The organism is Acidovorax sp. CF316, assembly GCF_000276605.1.
Taxonomy (GTDB): domain Bacteria; phylum Pseudomonadota; class Gammaproteobacteria; order Burkholderiales; family Burkholderiaceae_C; genus Acidovorax.
This window is the reverse complement of sequence record NZ_AKJX01000088.1, coordinates 21,301-39,766: the sequence shown is the minus strand read 5'-3', so window position 1 is coordinate 39,766 and position 18,466 is coordinate 21,301. Positions and strand designations below refer to the sequence as shown.

Below are 18,466 nucleotides of genomic sequence, written 5' to 3'. Positions count from 1 at the left end.
CTGACAAATGACGACAACGCAAAACCTCCTGGTCGAACTGTTCGTGGAAGAGCTGCCTCCCAAGGCGCTCAAGAAGCTGGGCGACGCCTTTGCCGGCGTGCTGGCCGAGCAGCTCAAGGCCCTGGGCCTGGCCACGCCGGCCTCCACCGTGACGGCATTCGCCTCGCCCCGCCGCCTGGCCGCCCACCTGACGGCCGTGGCCGACAAGGCCGCCGACAAGGCCGTGCAGCAAAAACTCATGCCCGTGACCGTGGGCCTCGATGCCGGCGGCAATGCCACGCCGGCCCTGCTCAAGAAGCTGCAGGCCCTGGGCGCCGACGTGTCCGACCCCGCAGCCGCCGTGGCCGCGCTCAAGCGCGCCCCCGATGGCAAGGCAGAGGCCCTGTTCTATGACAGCGTGCTGCCCGGTGCCATGTTGCAGGAAGGCCTGCAGAAGGCGCTGCTGGAGTCCCTCGCCAAGCTGCCCATCCCCAAGGTCATGAGCTACCAGCTCGAGTCCGACTGCGAACTGCCCGGCTGGACCAGCGTGAACTTCGTGCGCCCCGCGCACGGTCTGGTGGCGCTGCACGGCAGCACCGTGGTGCCGGTGAAGGCACTGGGCCTGTCGGCCGGCAACAGCACGCAGGGCCACCGCTTCGAGGCGGCCGTGTCGCCCGTGGTGTTCAAGGACGCCGACAGCTATGCTGCCACGCTGCAGGGCGATGGCGCCGTGATCGCCTCGTTCGAAGGCCGCAAGGCCGAGATCGCGCGCCAACTGGCCGCCGCAGCCGCCAAGGTGGGCAATGGCGCCCGCCCGATCGAAGACGACGCCCTGCTCGACGAAGTGACGGCCCTGGTCGAGCGCCCCAATGTGCTGACCTGCGCGTTCGAGCAGGAATTCCTCGACGTGCCGCAGGAGTGCCTGATCCTCACGATGAAGGCCAACCAGAAGTACTTCCCGCTGCTCGACGCGGCCGGCAAGCTCACCCACCAGTTCCTGGTGGTGAGCAACATCAGCCCCACGGACGCCAGCTTCGTGATCGGCGGCAACGAGCGCGTGGTGCGCCCGCGCCTGGCCGATGCCAAGTTCTTCTTCGACCAGGACCGCAAGAAGACACTGGCCTCGCGCGTCGAAGGCCTGTCCAAGGTGGTCTACCACAATAAGCTGGGCACGCAGGGTGAGCGCGTGGAGCGCGTGCGCGCCATCGCCCAATCCATTGCCGAACAGCTGGGCGACGCCACGCTGGTGGCGCAGGCCGACCAGGCCGCGCAACTGGCCAAGACCGATCTGGTGACCGACATGGTCGGCGAGTTCCCCGAGCTGCAGGGCACCATGGGCCGCTACTACGCGCTCAACGACGGCCTGGGCGAGGTAGTGGCCGACGCCATCGAGGACCACTACAAGCCCCGCTTTGCCGGCGACACCCTGCCGCGCAACACCGCCGGCGTGGTGGTGGCGCTGGCTGACAAGCTCGAGACGCTGGTGGGCATGTTCGGCATCGGCAACCTGCCCACGGGCGACCGCGACCCGTTCGCGCTGCGCCGCCATGCACTGGGCGTGATCCGCATGCTGGTCGAGAAGGACCTGCCGCTGGACATGGGCGCGCTGCTGGCCGGTGCCGTGCCCGCCTTCGGCGACAAGATCACCGATGCCTCGGCCGCGCTGGCCGATTTCATCTACGACCGCCTGGCCGGCAGCCTGCGCGAGCAGGGCTACAGCGCCCAGGAAGTCGATGCCGTGCTGGCCCTGCGCCCGCAGCGTCTGGCCCTGGTCGAAAAGCAGCTGGCCGCCGTGCGCGCCTTTGCCGCGCTGCCCGAAAGCCCGGCCCTGGCCGCAGCCAACAAGCGCGTGGCCAACATCCTCAAGAAGGCCGGCGAGGTGGATGCGCATGTCAATCCCGAGCTGCTGCAGGAAAAGGCCGAGCAGGACCTGTATGCCGCGCTGCAGCGCTTCGTGCCCGAGGCCAATGCCCAGTTCGACGCGGGTGACTACACCGCATCGCTGCAGACGCTGGCCGTGCTGCGCGCGCCGGTCGACGCCTTCTTCGACGATGTGATGGTGAACGCCGAGCAGATGGACCTGCGCCTGAACCGCCAGGGCCTGCTCAAGAGCCTGCACGACGCGATGAACCGGGTAGCCGACCTCTCCCGTCTGGCGGCCTGACCTGCTAGGCTGGCGGCTGTCACAAGGGGATTCCCATGAAACTCGCCATCCTGGACCGCGACGGCACCCTGAACCCGCTGGGTGAGGATTTCATCACCTCGCCCGAGGAGTGGACGGCCGTTCCCGGCGCGCTCGAGGCCGTCGCGCGCCTGAACCACGCCGGCTGGCATGTGGCGCTGGCCACCAACCAGCCGGGCCTGGGGCGCGGGCTGTTCGACGTGGTGGCGCTCAATGCCATCCACGCCAAGATGCACAAGCAGCTGTCCGCCGTGGGCGGGCGCATCGATGCCGTGTTCTATTGCCCCCATGCGCCCGAGGAGGAATGCACCTGCCGCAAGCCCGGTCCGGGTCTGCTGGAGCAGATCAGCGACCGCTACGGGGTGGAGCGCCACGACGTGCAGGTGGTGGGCAGCTGCCTGGCGCACCTGCAGGCGGGTGCTGCGCTGGGCGCGCAGCTGCACCTGGTGTGCACTGGCAGCGCGGCCGGCCTGGTGCCGGGACAGGCACTGCCGCCGGGCTATCCCCCGGGCACACAGGTGCACGACAGCCTGGCGGCGTTTGTCGAGCAACTGTTGCCGACGGCTCCCCTGATGGCGGTCTGACCTTTCGCAACACCCTCATGGCTACCCCGCGCCTGCGCCGCGGCGGGCAGTGCAAGACCTTCATACCATGGCCCTGATCCGTTCCATCATTCACCTGCTCTGGATGGCGACCACCGTCATGCCCTATGCGTTGCTCATCATGCTGGGCACCCTGTTCGGCGTGCGCGGCCTGCCGTTGTACCGCATCGCGGCCGCGTGGCTGTCGCTGTGCATCAGCGGCGCGCGTGTGCTGCTGGGCATCCGCGCCCGGGTGTCGGGCATGGAGAACCTGCCGCAGGGCGAGCACGACGGGGCCATCCTGCTGGTCAAGCACCAGTCGACCTACGAGACCTTTCTGATGCCCACGATCATGCCGCACCCGCTGGCCTACGTGTTCAAGAAGGAGCTGCTCTACGTGCCCTTCTTCGGCTGGGCCATCGGCCGGCTGGACATGATCCACATCGACCGCAGCCAGCGCGCCCAGGCCTTCAACAAGGTGGTGCAGCAGGGCAAGGACCTGCTGGCCAAGGGCATCTGGATCATCATGTTCCCCGAAGGCACGCGCATCGAGCGCGGACAGAAGGGCACCTACAAGACCGGTGGCACGCGCCTGGCCATCGAAACCGGCGCGCCGGTGGTGCCCATTGCCGTGACCTCGGCCAAGGTGTGGGGCCGCCGGGCCTTCGTCAAGCGCCCGGGCGTGGTGGATGTGTCCATCGGCAAGCCGATCTCCAGCGTCGGGCGCGAAGCGGAAGAGCTGATGCAAGAGGTCGAGGCGTGGATCGAGGCCGAGATGCGTCGCCTCGACCCCGAGGCCTATCCCGCAGTCCATTGACTGCCTATTGACCGCGCATTGATCGGACGCCCCCCATGATGCAGCGGCTCGTGCAGATGGCACTGGACTTCTTCGACGCGACGCCCCCTGGCGCCGCGCCGCCACCGGTTGCCAAGGTGCCCGCCACGCCACCGCCCCGGCCCGTGGGACCGCCAGCGGTCCCTCTGCCTTCGCTGCTGTCGCCTGCCGAATTCCGCCATCCCGAGGCCAAACGCGAACTGCTGCTGGGCGAGGCAGTGGTGGCCTATGCGCTGCAGCGTGCGCGCCGGCGCACCATCGGTTTCAGCGTAGGGCCCGATGGCCTGTCGGTGCGCGCCCCCAGTTGGGTGACCCTGGGCGCCATCGATGCGGCGCTGCGCGACAAGTCCGACTGGATCCTGCGCAAGCTCGGTGAGGCGCGCGAGCGCCAGCAGCGCATGGAGGGCGGGCGCATCGTCTGGGCCGACGGCACCGTGCTGCCCTACCTGGGTCGGCCGATCACCGTGGTGCTCGACCCTGCGCACGGCTTCAGCGGCCGCGGCGGGCAGCTCAAAGCCATCGCCTCGGCCGAAGATCCGGATGCGCCGCTGGCCTCGCGCCTGCACATCGGACTGCCGCACAGCGCCGGGCCCGCGCAGATCCGCGATGCCGTGCAGGCCTGGCTGATGCGCGATGCCAAGCGCCATTTCACCGAGCGCCTGGAGCACTTCGCGCCGCTGCTGGACGTGCGCTGGACCAGCCTGCGCCTGTCGAGCGCGCAGACACGCTGGGGCAGCGCCAAGGCCGATGGCTCCATCCGCCTGAACTGGCGCCTGTTGCACTACCGGCCTGCGGTGATCGACTACGTGGTGGCGCACGAGCTGGCCCACCTGCGCGTGATGGACCACAGCCCGCGCTTCTGGGACACGGTGGCCACCGTCGTCCCGGACTATGCAGCCCTGCGCAACCACCTGCGCGACGAGCCCGCCCCCCTTTGGGATTGAGCGCGGGCGGGGCAGGGTGACACCGGGCGCGGCACAATGGCAGCAACAACGCCATTCCCGCGCCCACCATGATCCCCCTGCAGCTCTTCGATCCCGCCTCCAGCACCTACACCTACGTGCTGCACGACCCCGCCACGCGCCAGGCGGTCATCATCGACCCGGTGGACGAGCACCTCGACCGCGACCTGGCCGTGCTGCAGTCTTTGGGCCTCACGCTGCGCTGGACGGTGGAAACCCACACCCATGCCGACCACATCACCAGTGCCGCACGCCTGGCCGAGCACACGGGTGCGCAGATGGCCGTGCCGGCGGGTTGCGACATCGGCACGGCGGTCGTGCAGCTTGAGCACGGCCACACCCTGGATTTCGGCGGTGAAGCGCTGGAGGCCCTGCACACGCCAGGCCACACGGCGGGCAGCATGTCCTACCGCTGGCGCAACCATGTGTTCACGGGCGATGCGCTGCTCATCAACGGCTGTGGCCGCACGGATTTCCAGTCGGGCGACGCCGCGGCGCTGTACCGCAGCATCACGGGCGTGCTGTTCGCGCTGCCCGATGACACCACGGTCTGGCCCGGCCACGACTACCAGGGCCGCAGCCACAGCAGCATCGGCGCCGAGAAGGCCGGCAACGCCCGCGTGGCGGGACGCAGCCAGGCCGAGTTCGTTGCGTTGATGGAGTCGCTCAACCTGCCGCGCCCGCGCCGCATGGACGAGGCCGTGCCCGCCAACCAGCACTCGGGCCAGCGCCAGGACGCCGATGGCGCGTCGCTGCAGGCGCCGCGCGGGGCCGAAGGCTATGCCGGCGATGTATCGCCCGCGCTGGCCTGGCAGTGGGTGCAGGAGGGCCAGGCCGTGCTGGTGGACGTGCGCAGCGATGCCGAGCGCGAATGGGTGGGCCAGGTGCCTGGTGCCGTGCCTGTGGCCTGGAAGCAATGGCCCGGCATGGCCATGAACCCCGATTTCGATGCACAGATCCGCCTGGCTGTGCCCGAGGGTGGGCGCGTGGTGTTGCTGTGCCGCAGCGGCGTGCGCTCGGTGGCGGCCGCCAAGCGTGCGACCGAGCTGGGCATCACGGCCTACAACATCCTCGAAGGGTTCGAGGGGGATGCCGATGGCCAGGCGCATCGAGGCCGCAAAGGCGGCTGGCGCTTCAGAGGCCTGCCATGGCGACAGGGCTGAGCACCATGCACCATGAAAAAAGCGGGCCTTGCGGCCCGCTTTTTTCGTTGGGAAGCGCTGTGCGCTCAGAGCGGCGGGATGCGCAGCTTCTGGCCTGGGTAGATCTTGTCGGGATGCGTGAGCATGGGCTTGTTGGCCTCGAAGATCTTGGGGTACTTGTTGGCATCGCCGTAGAACTTCTTGGCAATGGCCGAGAGCGTGTCACCGCGCACCACGTCGTGGTACTGGGCTTCGGGCTCGGGGTTGGTCACGTTCATCAGGTTCTCGACGCTGGTGACGCTGGCCACGTTGCCGCAGCACAGGGTGACTTTTTCCTTGGCCGCCTGCGTGGGGGCATCGCCCTTGACGGTGACCTTGCCCTGGCTGCCATCGAAGGCGACCTGCAGGTTGGTTGCGCCCAGGTTCTGGGTGCCGATGTAGGTCTCGATGGCCTTGGCCGCCGTGGCGTTGAGGTCGTCCTGCGATGGAGCGGCGGCCGTGGCGGCGTGCGCATCCTTGCCGCCGAACAGCTTTTCACCGGCTTCCTTGATGAAACTGAAAAGACCCATGTCGTATCTCCTAAGGTTGCACAAAACAGGAAGGGCCACTGTAGCGGCAAAGTGCGACGCCGCAATGTAAGACGGGCGCGCGACACGATTTTTCACATTGACGCACGCGGGCTGTCCCCGGTGCGACGGCGTGCATGGCACGGGTTATGGGGGGCGGCAGGTGCGCCCGGCCAAAACTCGGGATAATCCGCCGCATGACTTTTCTGGCCATCGACGTCGGCAACACCCGCCTCAAATGGGCACTGTACGACGCCCACCGCCCCGGGGCCACGCTGCTGGCCCACGGCGCCGAATTCCTGGACCACATCGAGAAGCTCGCCGAAGGCAGCTGGGCCGACCTGCCGGTGCCGCAGCGCATGCTCGGCTGCGTGGTGGCGGGTGACGCCGCCAAGCGCCGCGTTCAGGAGCAGATGGAGCTGTGGGACGTGGGCGCACAGTGGGTGGTGTCCTCGGGCGAGGAGGCGGGGCTGGTCAACGGCTACGACCATCCCTCGCGCCTGGGCTCGGACCGCTGGGTGGCCATGATCGGTGCGCGCCACCATGTGCTGGCCCAGGGGGCTGCGCGGCCGCTGGTGGTGGTGATGGTGGGTACGGCGGTCACCGTGGAGTGCATTGACGCGCATGGGCGCTTCATGGGCGGGTTGATCCTGCCGGGCCACGGCATCATGCTGCGCGCGCTCGAAACAGGCACTGCCGGCCTTCATGTGCCCACGGGCGACGTGCGCATGTTCCCCACCAACACCAGCGATGCGCTGACCAGCGGCGGCACCTATGCCATCGCGGGCGCCGTGGAGCGCATGGTGCAGCATGTCATCCAGCACTGCGGCGAGAAGCCGGCCTGCATCATGACCGGCGGCGCCGGCTGGAAGATGGCGCCGAGCATGACGCGCCCCTTTGAGCTGGTGGACAACCTGATCTTCGACGGACTGTTGGAGATCGCCTCCCGGCGCTTTGCTGGCTGAGCGCCGGGGCGGCGCCCAGCGGCGTCAGTCTTCCAGCTCGGCGCGCGCCATTTCCACGTCCAGGCGCTCCATGGCGTCGGCGGACTCGCAGGCAGCGGCCTTCTCGTAGAGCTGGGTCGCTTCCTTCATCTTCTTGTCGCCTTCGAGCATCACCAGCGCATTGGCGTACTCCACCATGGCGATGGCCGATCCGGGGTTGAGCTTGAGGGCTTCCTGGAACAGCTTGAGCCCGGTGTCCTTCTTGGCGCCATAGGTCATGCCACCGATCAGCGAGCCCACCTTGTCGATCACCTCGGCGTGGAAGGCGCCCAGCGCAATGCGGGCGTCGGCGTGCTTGGGGGCCAGGGCGATGGATTTCTCGAGCGACTCCTTGACCTTGCCGCCCAGGCCCTGGGCCAGGGCCTTGGCCACGCTGATGCCCTGGCTGTAGCGGCCCAGGGCGTAGGCATGCCAGTACCAGGCATTGGCGTTGTTCGGGTCGTCACCGGCCTGGGCTTCGGCGCGCTCGGCCACCTGGGTGAACAGGTCCAGGCGGGTCTTTTCCTTCTGCTCGAGGTAGTTGGCGTAGATGGCCGTGGCCTTGTTGGCCACGGTGATGCCGGGGCCGCCAGCGGCCAGGCCGGCGGCGGTGGCTTTCTCGAAGTCACCGCTGTGGAACAGCGCCCAGGCCTGCAGCACAGCCGCGTCCTTGGGGCAGGGCTCGGCGTCGCCGCTGTGCAGCCGGGCCCAGTGCTTCTTCACGCTCGTGGCATCGAAGCTGTAGTCACCCGCATGGGGAAAAGGGGTCCATTTGGCCATGGTGTGTCTCCTGTGGTTCTTGGGGTCGGGTGTTGGGGGGATGGCGCCTGGGCGCTCAGCCCGGTGGGGTGGCGGCGTAGGCGCCAACGAGTTCCAGCAGGTGTGCGCGCTGCCCGCTTTCCAGGTAGGGCATGAGCAGGTTGAGCACATGGTGGGCGCCGCGCAGCAGGGCCGCCTGGGCGCTTTCGGGCTCCAGGGCGCGGCGCGGGTCGCGCACGTACTCGAAGCTCAGCCAGTAGGTCAGCACCACCACCATGCTGGTCGCCGTGGCCTCGAGCTCGCGCGTGTCGATGTGCAGCGCGTCCGAGCGGCCCATGCCATCCAGCATGGCGCGCACGGCGCGGGTCTTGTTCTTGAGGATGGCCTGGAAATGGGTCTCCAGGCGCCGGTTCTTGGACAGCAGGTCGTTGAGGTCGCGGTACAGAAAACGGTACTGCCAGATGAGCTCGAACAGCGTGTGCATGAAGAACCAGGCGTCCTCCACGTTGCGCACCCCGTCGGCGGCGGCGAGCAGCTCGGTCAGCGACTGCTCATAGCGGTCGAACAGCGCATTGATCAGCTCGTCCTTGGCCGGGTAGTGGTAGTACAGGTTGCCGGGGCTGATGCGCAGCTCGGCCGAGATCAGGGTGGTGGAGACGTTGGGCTCGCCGAACCGGTTGAACAGGTCCAGCGTGACTTCCAAGATGCGTTCTGCGGTGCGTCGCGGCGCTTTCTTCACCATGTGTGCGGGCCCTCTTCGCGTCGTTTTGGATCGGTGTTGGGATGTCTCTGGTGGCTACTCTAACCGAGGCGCCGATGCTGCACTGCATCAATATTGGCATGTCCTTGGAACCTGTTTCTGCGCCCCAGGCTTGGGGGCTCCCGCAACGAAAAACGGCTGGCACGCACAGGGCGTGTCAGCCGTTCGTAGCAACGGGCCGGTCGGGGCGGCCCATTGGCAGGGGACGATCAGTTGGAAGCGGCAGCTGCCGAGGCGGGCGCAGCGGTCTTGGCACTGGCCTTCTTGGCGGGGGCTGCTGCCTTCTTGGCAGGAGCGGCCTTGGCGGCAGGCTTGGCTGCAGCCTTGCGGGGCGCTGCTGCCTTCTTGGCGGCTGCCTTCTTCGCGGGGGCGGCTGCCTTCACTGCGGCCTTGGCAGGTGCCTTGGCCGGGGCTGCCTTGCCGGTGCCCTTGGTCAGTGCGTCCACGCGTGCCGTCAGGGCTTCCAGGTCACGCGCCGAGGGCACGCCGAGCTTGGACAGGGCCTTGGCCACGCGGTCCTCGAAGATGTTCTCGAGCTTGTCCCACTGGCCCTGGGCCTTGGAGCCGATGTCGCTGGCCATGGTGGTCACGCGGCTGGTGGCTTCGGAGATTTTTTCTTCGGCCACGGCCTGGGTCTTGCGCTGGATGGACAGGCCTTCCTTGACCAGGGACTCGAACACCTTGCCGCCTTCTTCCTGCGCCTTGGAAAAGGCACCCAGGCCCGCCAGCCAGATCTGCTGGGCCGAGTCCTTGACGGTGCTCGACAGCTGGGCATTGCCATTTTTCTTGTCGGCGCTGAGTTTCTGCAGTTTCTTGACCATGGGGCCTCCGGTATGCGGGTGGGTGGTTGGGGTTGCCAGTGCCGGGTGGCTTTGGCGCATGGCCGAACTGTACGCCGCGTGGCAGGCCAGGTGTAGGCGCGCGCTCCTAAAAACGTAGAGCGTGGCCTCTAGCAGGCCATGCTGGTCGGCCACAGGGCTGCGCGGGTTTGTGCTGAATCCACCGGCCATGCGCTTGCGCAAGAATGAACAGATCTCACAGGAGTTTTTTCATGCAGTATTTCGTGACGGGAGCGACGGGGTTCATTGGCAAGCGGCTCGTGAAGAAGCTGCTGGAGCGCAAGGGGGCCGTGGTGCACTTCCTGATCCGCAAGGAGAGCGCGGACAAGGTGGCCGACCTGCGCAGCTACTGGGGCGTGTCGGCCGCGCGGGCGGTACCGGTGTTCGGCGACCTCACGGCCAAGAAGCTCGGCGTGGCGTCCGAGGACGTGAAGAAGCTCAAGGGCCAGATCGACCATTTCTACCACCTGGCCGCGGTCTACGACCTCGGCGCGGATGAGGAAACCCAGGTGGCCGTGAACATCGAGGGCACGCGCAATACCGTGGACCTGGCCAAGGCCATCGACGCCGGGCACTTCCACCACGTCTCGTCCATCGCCGCTGCGGGCCTGTACGAGGGCGTGTTCCGCGAGGACATGTTCGAGGAGGCCGAGGGCCTGGACCACCCGTACTTCCAGACCAAGCACGAGAGCGAGAAAATCGTGCGCGAGGACTGCAAGGTGCCCTGGACGGTGTACCGCCCGGCCATGGTGGTGGGCGACAGCACGACCGGCGAGATGGACAAGATCGACGGCCCCTACTACTTCTTCAAGCTGATCCAGCGCCTGCGCCAGCTGCTGCCGCCCTGGATGCCCACTGTGGGCCTGGAGGGCGGGCGCGTGAACATCGTGCCGGTGGACTTCGTGGTCAACGCGCTTAACGTCATCAGCCACCAGAAGGACATCGGCAAGAAGTGCTACCACCTGGTGGACCCGGTGGGCTACCGCGTGGGCGACGTGCTCGACATCTTCAGCCGCGCCGCGCATGCGCCACGCATGAACCTGTTCATCAACGCCGCGCTGCTGGGCTTCATCCCCAAGGGCATCAAGAAGAGCCTGATGGCCATGGCGCCCGTGCGCCGCGTGCGCAATGCCGTCTTGAAGGACCTGGGCTTGCCCGAGGACATGCTGACCTTCGTGAACTACCCCACGCGCTTCGATTGCCGCGAGACCCTGGCGGCGCTCAAGGGCTCGGGCGTGAGCTGCCCCAACCTCAAGGACTATGCCTGGCGCCTGTGGGACTACTGGGAGCGCAACCTCGACCCCGAGCTGTTCATCGACCGCAGCCTCAAGGGCACGGCGGGTGGCAAGGTGGTGCTGGTCACGGGGGGCTCCTCGGGCATCGGCCTGGCGGCCGCGCACAAGTTCGCCGAGGCGGGCGCCACCACCATCATCTGCGGCCGCGACCAGGACAAGCTCGACGAGGCCTGCGCCGAAGCCCGGGCCAAGGGCTACGAGTTCATCGCCTATGCCGCCGACATCGCCGACATGGCCGATTGCGACCGCTTCGTGCAGCTCCTGATCGACAAGCACGGCGGCGTGGACTTCCTGATCAACAACGCGGGCCGTTCCATCCGCCGCGCCATCGAGTCGAGCTACGACCGCTTCCACGACTACGAGCGCACCATGCAGCTCAACTACTTCGGCTGCCTGCGCGTGACCATGGGCTTTCTGCCCGGCATGGTGGCCAAGCGCAAGGGCCATGTGGTCAACATCAGCTCCATCGGCGTGCTGACCAATGCGCCGCGCTTTTCGGCCTATGTGGCCAGCAAGGCCGCCCTGGATGCCTGGACGCGCTGTGCCTCGAGCGAGTTCGCCGACCAGGGCATCACCTTCACCACCATCAACATGCCGCTGGTGCGCACGCCCATGATCGCACCGACCAAGATCTACAACAACGTGCCCACGCTGAGTCCCGAGGAGGCGGCCGACATGATCGCCCAGGCCTGCATCTTCAAGCCGGTGCGCATCGCCACGCGCCTGGGCATCACCGGGCAGATCCTGCATGCGCTGGTGCCGCGCGTGGCGCAGATCACCATGAACACGAGTTTCCGCATGTTCCCGGATTCCACCGCCGCCAAGGGGGCCAAGGACGCCAAGCCGCAGCTTTCCGCCGAAGCGGTGGCGCTGCAGCAGATGATGCGTGGCATCCATTTCTGATGGCCTTTCCACCCGCCCCGGCCGGCCCGTGTTGAACTCTGTTACCGGGTAACCGGGCGGGGTGGGATAATCGCGGGTTCTGCCGAGCAGGCATTTCACACAGCCCACCCTATGATTCTGGTTACCGGCGGCGCGGGTTTCATCGGCGCCAACTTCGTTCTTGACTGGCTTGCTGCCTCCAGCGAGCCCGTCGTCAACCTCGACAAGCTCACCTACGCGGGCAACCTGCACAACCTGGACAGCGTTCAGGGCGATGCCCGCCATGTCTTCGTGCAGGGCGATATCGGCGACACCGCCCTGATCGCCCGCCTGCTGGCCGAGCACAAGCCGCGTGCGGTGGTCAACTTCGCGGCCGAATCGCATGTGGACCGCTCCATCCACGGGCCCGAGGACTTCATCCAGACCAACATCGTCGGCTCGTTCCGCCTGCTGGAGGCCGTGCGCGCCCACTGGAGCGCACTGCCCGAGGGCGAGCGCGCGGCGTTCCGCTTCCTGCATGTCTCCACCGACGAGGTGTACGGATCGCTGGCACCCACGGACCCGGCATTCGCCGAGACGCGCGGTTTCGAGCCGAACAGCCCCTACAGCGCCAGCAAGGCCGCCAGCGACCACCTGGTGCGCGCCTGGCACCACACCTACGGCCTGCCGGTGCTCACCACCAACTGCAGCAACAACTACGGGCCCTACCACTTCCCCGAGAAGCTGATCCCGCTGATGATCGTCAACGCCCTGGCCGGCAAGAACCTGCCGGTGTACGGCGACGGCATGCAGGTGCGCGACTGGCTCTACGTGAAGGACCACTGCAGCGCCATCCGCCGCGTGCTGGAAGCCGGCGCCCCCGGCGAGACCTACAACGTGGGCGGCTGGAACGAGAAGCCCAACATCGAGATCGTGAACATGGTCTGCGGCCTGCTCGATGAGCTGCGCCCCCGCGCCGATGGCCAGAGCTACCGCACCCAGATCACCTACGTGAAGGACCGTCCGGGCCACGACCGCCGCTACGCCATCGATGCGCGCAAGATCGAGCGCGAGCTGGGCTGGAAGCCTGCCGAGACCTTCGACACCGGCATCCGCAAGACCGTGCAGTGGTACCTGGAGCATGCCGACTGGGTGGCCAGCGTGCAGACCGGTTCCTACCGTGACTGGGTGCAGACCCAGTACGCGCAGGAGCCCGCAGCCGTTGCGGACGCCAGCGCATGAACATCCTGCTCTTCGGAAAGGGCGGCCAGGTCGGCTGGGAACTGCAGCGCAGCCTGTCGGTACTGGGTACGGTCACGGCGCTGGACTTCGACAGCACCGAGCACTGCGGTGACTTCTCCAACCCTGCTGGCGTGGCCGAGACGGTGCGCGCCCTGCGCCCCGACGTCATCGTCAACGCCGCGGCCCACACCGCCGTGGACAAGGCCGAGAGCGAGGCCGACTTCGCCCGTACGCTCAACGCCACGACCCCTGGCGCCATCGCGCAGGAGGCCGCGAAGCTTGGTGCCTGGCTGGTGCACTACAGCACCGACTATGTGTTCGATGGCAGCGGCAACCGCCCCTGGGTGGAATCCGATGCACCCGCCCCCTTGAGCGTCTACGGCCGTACCAAGCTCGAAGGCGAGCAGCTGATCGCCCAGTCCGGCGCGAAGCACCTGATCCTGCGCACCAGCTGGGTCTACGCCGCACGCGGCGGCAATTTCGCCAAGACCATGCTGCGCCTGGCCCAGGAGCGAGAACGCCTGACGGTGATCGACGACCAGTGGGGCGCCCCGACCGGTGCCGACCTGCTGGCCGATGTGACGGCCCACGCCATTCGCCACCTGCAGCAGCACCCCGAGGTCGCGGGCCTGTACCACCTGGTCGCAGCCGGCGAGACGAACTGGAACGAGTACGCGAAGTTCGTGCTGGCACTGGCCGCGAAGCACCCGGTGGGTGAAAAGATCGTCGCCAAGGAAGTCGCTCCCGTGCCGACCAGCGCCTTCCCCACGCCAGCCGTGCGCCCGCACAACTCGCGCCTGGACACCACCAAGCTGCGCAGCACCTTCGGCCTGACCCTGCCGCATTGGCAGGCCGGCGTGGCGCGCATGCTCACCGAGATTCTCTGAAAAATACCCCATGACGGCACGCAAAGGCATCATCCTCGCCGGAGGCTCCGGAACCCGGCTGCACCCGGCCACCCTGGCCATCAGCAAGCAATTGCTGCCGGTGTACGACAAACCCATGATCTATTACCCGCTGAGCACGCTGATGCTCGCGGGCATCCGCGACATCCTGGTGATCAGCACCCCGCAGGACACGCCGCGTTTCGAGCAATTGCTCGGCGATGGCAGCCAGTGGGGCATCAACCTGCAGTATGCGGTGCAGGCCAGCCCCGACGGTCTGGCGCAGGCCTTCGTGATCGGCGAGTCTTTCCTGGCGGGAGCGCCCAGCGCGCTGGTGCTGGGTGACAACATCTTCCACGGGCACGACTTCCACGAACTGCTGGGCAGCGCGGCCGAGCGCACCGATGGCGCCACCGTGTTCGCCTACCATGTGCACGACCCCGAGCGCTACGGCGTGGCCGAGTTCGACGCCAACGGCAAGGTGCTGTCGCTGGAGGAAAAGCCCAAGGTCCCCAAGTCGAGCTATGCGGTGACGGGCCTGTATTTCTACGACAACCAGGTGGTGGAGCTGGCCAAGGGCCTCAAGCCTTCGGCCCGGGGCGAGTACGAGATCACCGACCTGAACCGGCTGTACCTGGAGCGCGGCCAGCTGAACGTGGAGATCATGGGCCGGGGCTACGCCTGGCTCGATACCGGCACGCACGAGAGCCTGCTCGAAGCCGGCCAGTTCATCGCCACGCTGGAGCACCGCCAAGGCCTGAAGATCGCGTGCCCCGAAGAGATCGCCTGGCGCTGCCAGTGGATCGACAGCGCGCAACTGGAGCGCCTGGCGCAGCCGCTGACCAAGAACGGATACGGCCAGTACCTGATGCGCGTGCTCAAAGAAAAGATCTACTGATTCCCTGAAATTCATTCCATGCAAGCAACCCGACTGGCCATTCCCGACGTCGTGCTGATCGAACCCAAGAAGTTCGGCGACGCGCGCGGCTTCTTTTTCGAAAGCTTCAACCAGCGCGCCTTCAACGAGGCCACCGGTACCGACCACGATTTCGTGCAGGACAACCACAGCCGCAGCGCCCGCGGCGTGCTGCGTGGCCTGCATTACCAGGTCCAGCAGCCCCAGGGCAAGCTGGTGCGCGTGGTGCGTGGTGCCGTGTTCGACGTGGCGGTGGACATCCGCAAGGGCTCGCCCACCTTCGGCCAGTGGGTCGGTGAGGAGCTGAGCGAAGACAACCACCGCCAGCTGTGGGTGCCGCCGGGCTTTGCGCACGGCTTCCTGGTGCTCAGCGAGACGGCGGAGTTTCTGTACAAGACCACCGACTACTACGCGCCGGCGCACGAGCGCTGCATCATCTGGAACGACCCTTCCATCGGCATCGAATGGCCCGACATCGGCGCCAACCCGCTGCTGTCGGCCAAGGACCAGCAGGGCCTGACCCTGGAGAACGCGGAAGTCTTCGCTGCTGTTGCCGCCACCCGCTGACGGCGGCCTCTGGCGCACCTGAAAAGTCCGGCATGACCCTGCATGTGCTCCTGTGCAGCCACAACGGGGCACGCTTCATTGCGCAGCAGATTGCCTCGATCCGCGCCCAGTCCCGCGCCGTGGACGTGATCCACGTCTTCGACCATGCGTCGGACGATGGCACGCGGGCCGTGCTGAGCCAGCTGGCGTCCCAGCCGGGCGCCCCCCTCGAGCTGCACTGGCTCGGCGACGCTCCCGGGCCGGCGATGTCCTTCTTGCGTGCCATCGGCTACCTGGCATCCCGCGTCGATGCGGCAGACAGTATCTTCCTGGCCGACCAGGACGACGTCTGGCTGCCCGGCAAGGTGGCTGCCATGCTGGAGGCAGCGGCCCACAGGCCACGTCCCTGGGCGCTGTTCCATGACGTGCAGGTGGTGGACGAGGCGCTCGCCCCTCTGCAGCCCAGCTTCTACACCGGCAACCCGTACGCGGTGCCGCGCGACCTCGATCCCCGACGGTTGCTGCTGACCAACCCGGTGGTCGGGCACACGCTGCTGCTCTCCGGGGACTTTCTGGCGCTGATGGCCCGGTTGCCCGGGCAGGATGCCTATGTGATGCACGACTGGGCCGTGGCCCTGGTGGCCCAGCGCATGCAGTGCCTGGTCTATGTGCCGCAAGCCCTGTCGCTGTACCGGCAGCACGGTGCCAACCTTCTGGGGGCATCGCGCGAGCGCCGGCTGGGTGAACAGCTGCAGCGCGGCATGCAGCTGGCCGAACGCGTGCTGGTGCAGGCCATGGCCTGGGCGCGTGCCCCCTCGTCAGGGCTGGTGCCCGCTGCCAGCGCAGCAGCGGGGCCGGTGTGGATGTCTCGGCCCTGGGCCGGCCACAGCCGCCTGCGCACGGCCCTGCACCTGGCCTTCCATGCCCTGGTGTCGGCACCCACGCTGCGGCGGCGGGCCCTGGGCATCTTCCTGTTGCTGCAATTGCTGCGCCCTGCCCATGGGAGTGCCAGGCCATGACGGGTGCGGCCGAGAAGCCACTGCGCATCGCCGTCATCGGCACCGATGGCATGCCGGCCCGCTACGGCGGCTTCGAGACCTGCGTGGAGCAACTGGCGCCACGGCTGGCCCGGCGTGGCCATGCCGTGCAGGTGTTCGGCTCCTCGGTCGGGCGCACAGAGCGGGCGGTTCTCCAGGCGGGTCTGGTGCACCGCTACCTGCCGCTGCGTGCCAACGGCCTGTGGTCCGTGCCGTACGACCTGCTCAACTTCCTGCTCTGCTGGCGCCAGTCGGATGCCATGCTGGTGATGGGTGTCTCGGGCGGCATTTTCATGCCCTGGCTGCGGCGCCTGGCCGGCCGGCGCCGCATCATCGTGAATGTGGACGGGCTGGAGACCCGGCGCGACAAGTGGACCGGGTTCAAGCGCTGGTTCCTGGCGCGCAGCGAAGCCCTGGCCGTGCGCCATGCCCACGTGGTGGTGAGCGACAACCAGGCCATCGCCGAGATGGTGCAGGCCCGGTACGGCCGCGCCAGCACCGTGATCGCCTATGGCTGCGACCATGTGCAGCAGTTGCCCGCAGCCGAGGCCCAGGCCCTGGTGCGCGAGCGCTTCGGCCTGGCACCGGGCGGCTACCTGCTGACCGTGGCCCGCATCGAGCCCGAGAACCAGATTGCCGAGATGCTGCAGGCCTTTCTGGCCTCGCCCCAGCCCCAGTATGTGGTGGTGGGCAACTTCGGCGGTACACCGCTCGGACGCGAGCTGCAGGCCCGCTACCAGGGCGAGCCGCGCATCCAGTTCATCGACTCGCTGTTCGACCCTCGGGCGCTGGCCGCCCTGCGCGCCTGCTGCCACATCTACCTGCACGGCCACAGCGTGGGGGGCACCAACCCTTCCCTGGTGGAAATGCTGCCCTATGGCCGGCCGCTGCTCGCCTTCGACTGCAGCTTCAACCGCCATACGCTGGCGGGCGGGTGCGGTTACTTTGCCGACGTGCCGTCGCTCATGGCGCAGCTGCAGCACCCGGCGCTGCCGGCCTGGGTGCCGGGGCCGCAACTGGTGCAGTCGGCGCGCTACCGCTGGGAGGCGATCGCCGACGCCTACGAGGCGCTGTGCCGCGCAGACACCGTCCGCAGCGGGGGCGGCACGCCATGAGCCCGCGTGTGCTGGCTTGCGTGGTCGCCTACCTGCCGCAGGCGGACCGGCTGGCGGCCCTGATCGAGCGCCTGCTGCCGGACGTGGCGGGCCTGCTCGTCATCGACAACGGCCAGACCATCGACCCGCAGGCCGCCCCCTGGAACCAGATGCAAGGCGTGCAGTGGTACCGCGCGTCCCGCAACCTGGGCATGGGCGCTGCGCTGGAGATCGCACGCGGACGTGTGCTGGCGGAGGGCTACGACTTTCTGCTGAGCTTCGACCAGGACTCCCTGCCACCTCCTGGCTATGTGCCGCAACTGCTGGGCATCTGGGCGCGCGAGGCCGATGCGACCTGGGCGGCGCTGGGCGCGGCCGTGGTGGATGAAGCCACGGGCGCGCCCCTGCCGGTGACCCGGGTGGATGGGCGGGGGGGGCTGGTGGCGTCCAGTGCCCTGGTGCCTGGCCCGGCCGCGGCGGTGGACCATGTGATCACTTCCGGCTGCCTGGTCGCGGCGCCGGCCCTGGCTGCCGTGGGGCCGTTTCGCGCCGACTGGTTCATCGACCTGGTTGACACCGAGTGGTGCTGGCGCGCGCGGCACCGCGGCCTGGCAGTGGTGCAGACCGGCGATGTGGCGATGGTACACACCATCGGGCGGGCGGGCGTGCGGGTGCTGGGGCGCAGGGTGCTCGCGCATGCGCCGGCGCGTGTGTACTTCCAGGTGCGCAATGCCTTGTGGCTGCTGCGTTCGCGCGAGGTTCCGGCAGGCTGGCGCAGGCACCTGGTCGCGCCGCTGCTGCGCAAGGTGGTCCTCCAGGCGCTGTTGCCCGACCAGCGGCTGGCGCGCTGGGGAGCGGTGGCGCGCGGCGGCTGGCAGGGCCTGGTGGGCCGGCCCGATGCCCAGGATCGCTCCCGCGTGTGACGCCCTGAAGGCAGGCGCGGTGTCGCCGCGAGCACGCTGCTGCGCAAAAAACAGCCGTTGTAATCGATTGGCAGGGCAAC

18 protein-coding genes and 1 pseudogene are annotated in these 18,466 nt (G+C 67.9%); 15 read left to right on the top strand and 4 right to left on the bottom strand.

What is annotated here, in order from left to right; genetic code table 11:
• Positions 1 to 7: 7 nt before the first annotated feature.
• From glyS to PMI14_RS35535, 6 genes and pseudogenes are all read left to right on the top strand, one after another.
• The gene (gene glyS, locus PMI14_RS07035) at positions 8 to 2,143 is read left to right on the top strand and encodes a glycine--tRNA ligase subunit beta (RefSeq protein WP_007851984.1); all 2,136 of its coding nucleotides are present in this window, start codon (positions 8 to 10) and stop codon (positions 2,141 to 2,143) included.
• Between the two features lie 35 nt (positions 2,144 to 2,178).
• Entirely contained in the window at positions 2,179 to 2,745 is a 567-nt protein-coding gene (gmhB, locus tag PMI14_RS07030) for a D-glycero-beta-D-manno-heptose 1,7-bisphosphate 7-phosphatase (protein WP_007851981.1), read from the top strand.
• Between the two features lie 67 nt (positions 2,746 to 2,812).
• Positions 2,813 to 3,559, top strand: coding sequence for a 1-acyl-sn-glycerol-3-phosphate acyltransferase (locus PMI14_RS07025; protein ID WP_007851979.1), 747 nt, complete (start codon positions 2,813 to 2,815; stop codon positions 3,557 to 3,559).
• Between the two features lie 38 nt (positions 3,560 to 3,597).
• Positions 3,598 to 4,521 carry a M48 family metallopeptidase gene (locus tag PMI14_RS07020; protein ID WP_035202746.1) on the top strand — a complete coding sequence of 308 codons (924 nt, stop codon included), beginning with the start codon at positions 3,598 to 3,600 and terminating at the stop codon, positions 4,519 to 4,521.
• 68 nt (positions 4,522 to 4,589) lie between these two features.
• Positions 4,590 to 5,090: pseudogene (locus PMI14_RS35540) on the top strand (MBL fold metallo-hydrolase); the annotation flags it as partial.
• A 120-nt stretch (positions 5,091 to 5,210) separates the two neighbouring features.
• On the top strand, positions 5,211 to 5,702 hold the full coding sequence (locus tag PMI14_RS35535) for a rhodanese-like domain-containing protein (RefSeq protein WP_369751434.1): 492 nt from the start codon (positions 5,211 to 5,213) through the stop codon (positions 5,700 to 5,702).
• A 65-nt stretch (positions 5,703 to 5,767) separates the two neighbouring features.
• Here PMI14_RS35535 and lysM read toward each other — a convergent pair whose 3' ends face one another.
• Positions 5,768 to 6,250 (bottom strand): peptidoglycan-binding protein LysM, encoded by a 483-nt coding sequence (gene lysM / locus PMI14_RS07010; RefSeq protein WP_007851976.1) that lies wholly within the window; start codon positions 6,248 to 6,250, stop codon positions 5,768 to 5,770.
• A 194-nt stretch (positions 6,251 to 6,444) separates the two neighbouring features.
• On the opposite strand from lysM, the gene PMI14_RS07005 reads away from it, so the two are divergent.
• Positions 6,445 to 7,212, top strand: a complete 768-nt coding sequence (locus PMI14_RS07005; protein WP_007851975.1) for a type III pantothenate kinase — start codon at positions 6,445 to 6,447, stop codon at positions 7,210 to 7,212.
• Positions 7,213 to 7,236: 24 nt separating this feature from the next.
• Here PMI14_RS07005 and PMI14_RS07000 read toward each other — a convergent pair whose 3' ends face one another.
• From PMI14_RS07000 to PMI14_RS06990, 3 genes are all read right to left on the bottom strand, one after another.
• Entirely contained in the window at positions 7,237 to 8,010 is a 774-nt protein-coding gene (locus PMI14_RS07000; RefSeq protein WP_007851974.1) for a hypothetical protein, read from the bottom strand.
• 55 nt (positions 8,011 to 8,065) lie between these two features.
• A complete protein-coding gene (locus PMI14_RS06995) occupies positions 8,066 to 8,731 on the bottom strand; it encodes a TetR/AcrR family transcriptional regulator (protein ID WP_007851973.1) in 666 nt (221 codons plus the stop codon).
• Positions 8,732 to 8,958: 227 nt separating this feature from the next.
• Positions 8,959 to 9,570 (bottom strand): phasin family protein, encoded by a 612-nt coding sequence (locus PMI14_RS06990; protein WP_007851971.1) that lies wholly within the window; start codon positions 9,568 to 9,570, stop codon positions 8,959 to 8,961.
• A 230-nt stretch (positions 9,571 to 9,800) separates the two neighbouring features.
• Here PMI14_RS06990 and PMI14_RS06985 point away from each other — a divergent pair, with 230 nt between their 5' ends.
• The 8 genes from PMI14_RS06985 to PMI14_RS06950 all read left to right on the top strand — a co-directional run bounded on the left by PMI14_RS06985 (position 9,801) and on the right by PMI14_RS06950 (position 18,386).
• On the top strand, positions 9,801 to 11,786 hold the full coding sequence (locus tag PMI14_RS06985) for an SDR family oxidoreductase (RefSeq protein ID WP_007851969.1): 1,986 nt from the start codon (positions 9,801 to 9,803) through the stop codon (positions 11,784 to 11,786).
• A gap of 111 nt (positions 11,787 to 11,897) precedes the next feature.
• Positions 11,898 to 12,986 carry a dTDP-glucose 4,6-dehydratase gene (gene rfbB, locus PMI14_RS06980; RefSeq protein WP_007851968.1) on the top strand — a complete coding sequence of 363 codons (1,089 nt, stop codon included), beginning with the start codon at positions 11,898 to 11,900 and terminating at the stop codon, positions 12,984 to 12,986.
• Complete coding sequence (gene rfbD, locus PMI14_RS06975; protein ID WP_007851966.1) at positions 12,983 to 13,873, top strand: dTDP-4-dehydrorhamnose reductase; 891 nt, start codon at positions 12,983 to 12,985, stop codon at positions 13,871 to 13,873. Before rfbB ends, rfbD begins: the two co-directional genes overlap by 4 nt.
• A gap of 10 nt (positions 13,874 to 13,883) precedes the next feature.
• On the top strand, positions 13,884 to 14,768 hold the full coding sequence (gene rfbA / locus PMI14_RS06970) for a glucose-1-phosphate thymidylyltransferase RfbA (RefSeq protein ID WP_007851963.1): 885 nt from the start codon (positions 13,884 to 13,886) through the stop codon (positions 14,766 to 14,768).
• Positions 14,769 to 14,786: 18 nt separating this feature from the next.
• On the top strand, positions 14,787 to 15,353 hold the full coding sequence (rfbC, locus tag PMI14_RS06965; RefSeq protein ID WP_007851962.1) for a dTDP-4-dehydrorhamnose 3,5-epimerase: 567 nt from the start codon (positions 14,787 to 14,789) through the stop codon (positions 15,351 to 15,353).
• 32 nt (positions 15,354 to 15,385) lie between these two features.
• Positions 15,386 to 16,351 carry a glycosyltransferase gene (locus PMI14_RS06960; RefSeq protein WP_007851959.1) on the top strand — a complete coding sequence of 322 codons (966 nt, stop codon included), beginning with the start codon at positions 15,386 to 15,388 and terminating at the stop codon, positions 16,349 to 16,351.
• Complete coding sequence (locus PMI14_RS06955; RefSeq protein ID WP_007851958.1) at positions 16,348 to 17,484, top strand: DUF1972 domain-containing protein; 1,137 nt, start codon at positions 16,348 to 16,350, stop codon at positions 17,482 to 17,484. Before PMI14_RS06960 ends, PMI14_RS06955 begins: the two co-directional genes overlap by 4 nt.
• Positions 17,481 to 18,386 (top strand): hypothetical protein, encoded by a 906-nt coding sequence (locus PMI14_RS06950; RefSeq protein ID WP_007851955.1) that lies wholly within the window; start codon positions 17,481 to 17,483, stop codon positions 18,384 to 18,386. The genes PMI14_RS06955 and PMI14_RS06950 overlap by 4 nt, the downstream gene beginning before the upstream one ends.
• The last annotated feature ends 80 nt before the right edge of the window (positions 18,387 to 18,466 follow it).

Coding starts and splice junctions, on each gene's coding strand:
- glyS (WP_007851984.1), top strand. CDS start 8: ATGACGACAACGCAAAACCTCCTGGTCGAACTGTTCGTGGAAGAGCTG.
- gmhB (WP_007851981.1), top strand. CDS start 2,179: ATGAAACTCGCCATCCTGGACCGCGACGGCACCCTGAACCCGCTGGGT.
- PMI14_RS07025 (WP_007851979.1), top strand. CDS start 2,813: ATGGCCCTGATCCGTTCCATCATTCACCTGCTCTGGATGGCGACCACC.
- PMI14_RS07020 (WP_035202746.1), top strand. CDS start 3,598: ATGCAGCGGCTCGTGCAGATGGCACTGGACTTCTTCGACGCGACGCCC.
- lysM (WP_007851976.1), bottom strand. CDS start 6,250: ATGGGTCTTTTCAGTTTCATCAAGGAAGCCGGTGAAAAGCTGTTCGGC.
- PMI14_RS07005 (WP_007851975.1), top strand. CDS start 6,445: ATGACTTTTCTGGCCATCGACGTCGGCAACACCCGCCTCAAATGGGCA.
- PMI14_RS07000 (WP_007851974.1), bottom strand. CDS start 8,010: ATGGCCAAATGGACCCCTTTTCCCCATGCGGGTGACTACAGCTTCGAT.
- PMI14_RS06995 (WP_007851973.1), bottom strand. CDS start 8,731: ATGGTGAAGAAAGCGCCGCGACGCACCGCAGAACGCATCTTGGAAGTC.
- PMI14_RS06990 (WP_007851971.1), bottom strand. CDS start 9,570: ATGGTCAAGAAACTGCAGAAACTCAGCGCCGACAAGAAAAATGGCAAT.
- PMI14_RS06985 (WP_007851969.1), top strand. CDS start 9,801: ATGCAGTATTTCGTGACGGGAGCGACGGGGTTCATTGGCAAGCGGCTC.
- rfbB (WP_007851968.1), top strand. CDS start 11,898: ATGATTCTGGTTACCGGCGGCGCGGGTTTCATCGGCGCCAACTTCGTT.
- rfbD (WP_007851966.1), top strand. CDS start 12,983: ATGAACATCCTGCTCTTCGGAAAGGGCGGCCAGGTCGGCTGGGAACTG.
- rfbA (WP_007851963.1), top strand. CDS start 13,884: ATGACGGCACGCAAAGGCATCATCCTCGCCGGAGGCTCCGGAACCCGG.
- rfbC (WP_007851962.1), top strand. CDS start 14,787: ATGCAAGCAACCCGACTGGCCATTCCCGACGTCGTGCTGATCGAACCC.
- PMI14_RS06960 (WP_007851959.1), top strand. CDS start 15,386: ATGACCCTGCATGTGCTCCTGTGCAGCCACAACGGGGCACGCTTCATT.
- PMI14_RS06955 (WP_007851958.1), top strand. CDS start 16,348: ATGACGGGTGCGGCCGAGAAGCCACTGCGCATCGCCGTCATCGGCACC.
- PMI14_RS06950 (WP_007851955.1), top strand. CDS start 17,481: ATGAGCCCGCGTGTGCTGGCTTGCGTGGTCGCCTACCTGCCGCAGGCG.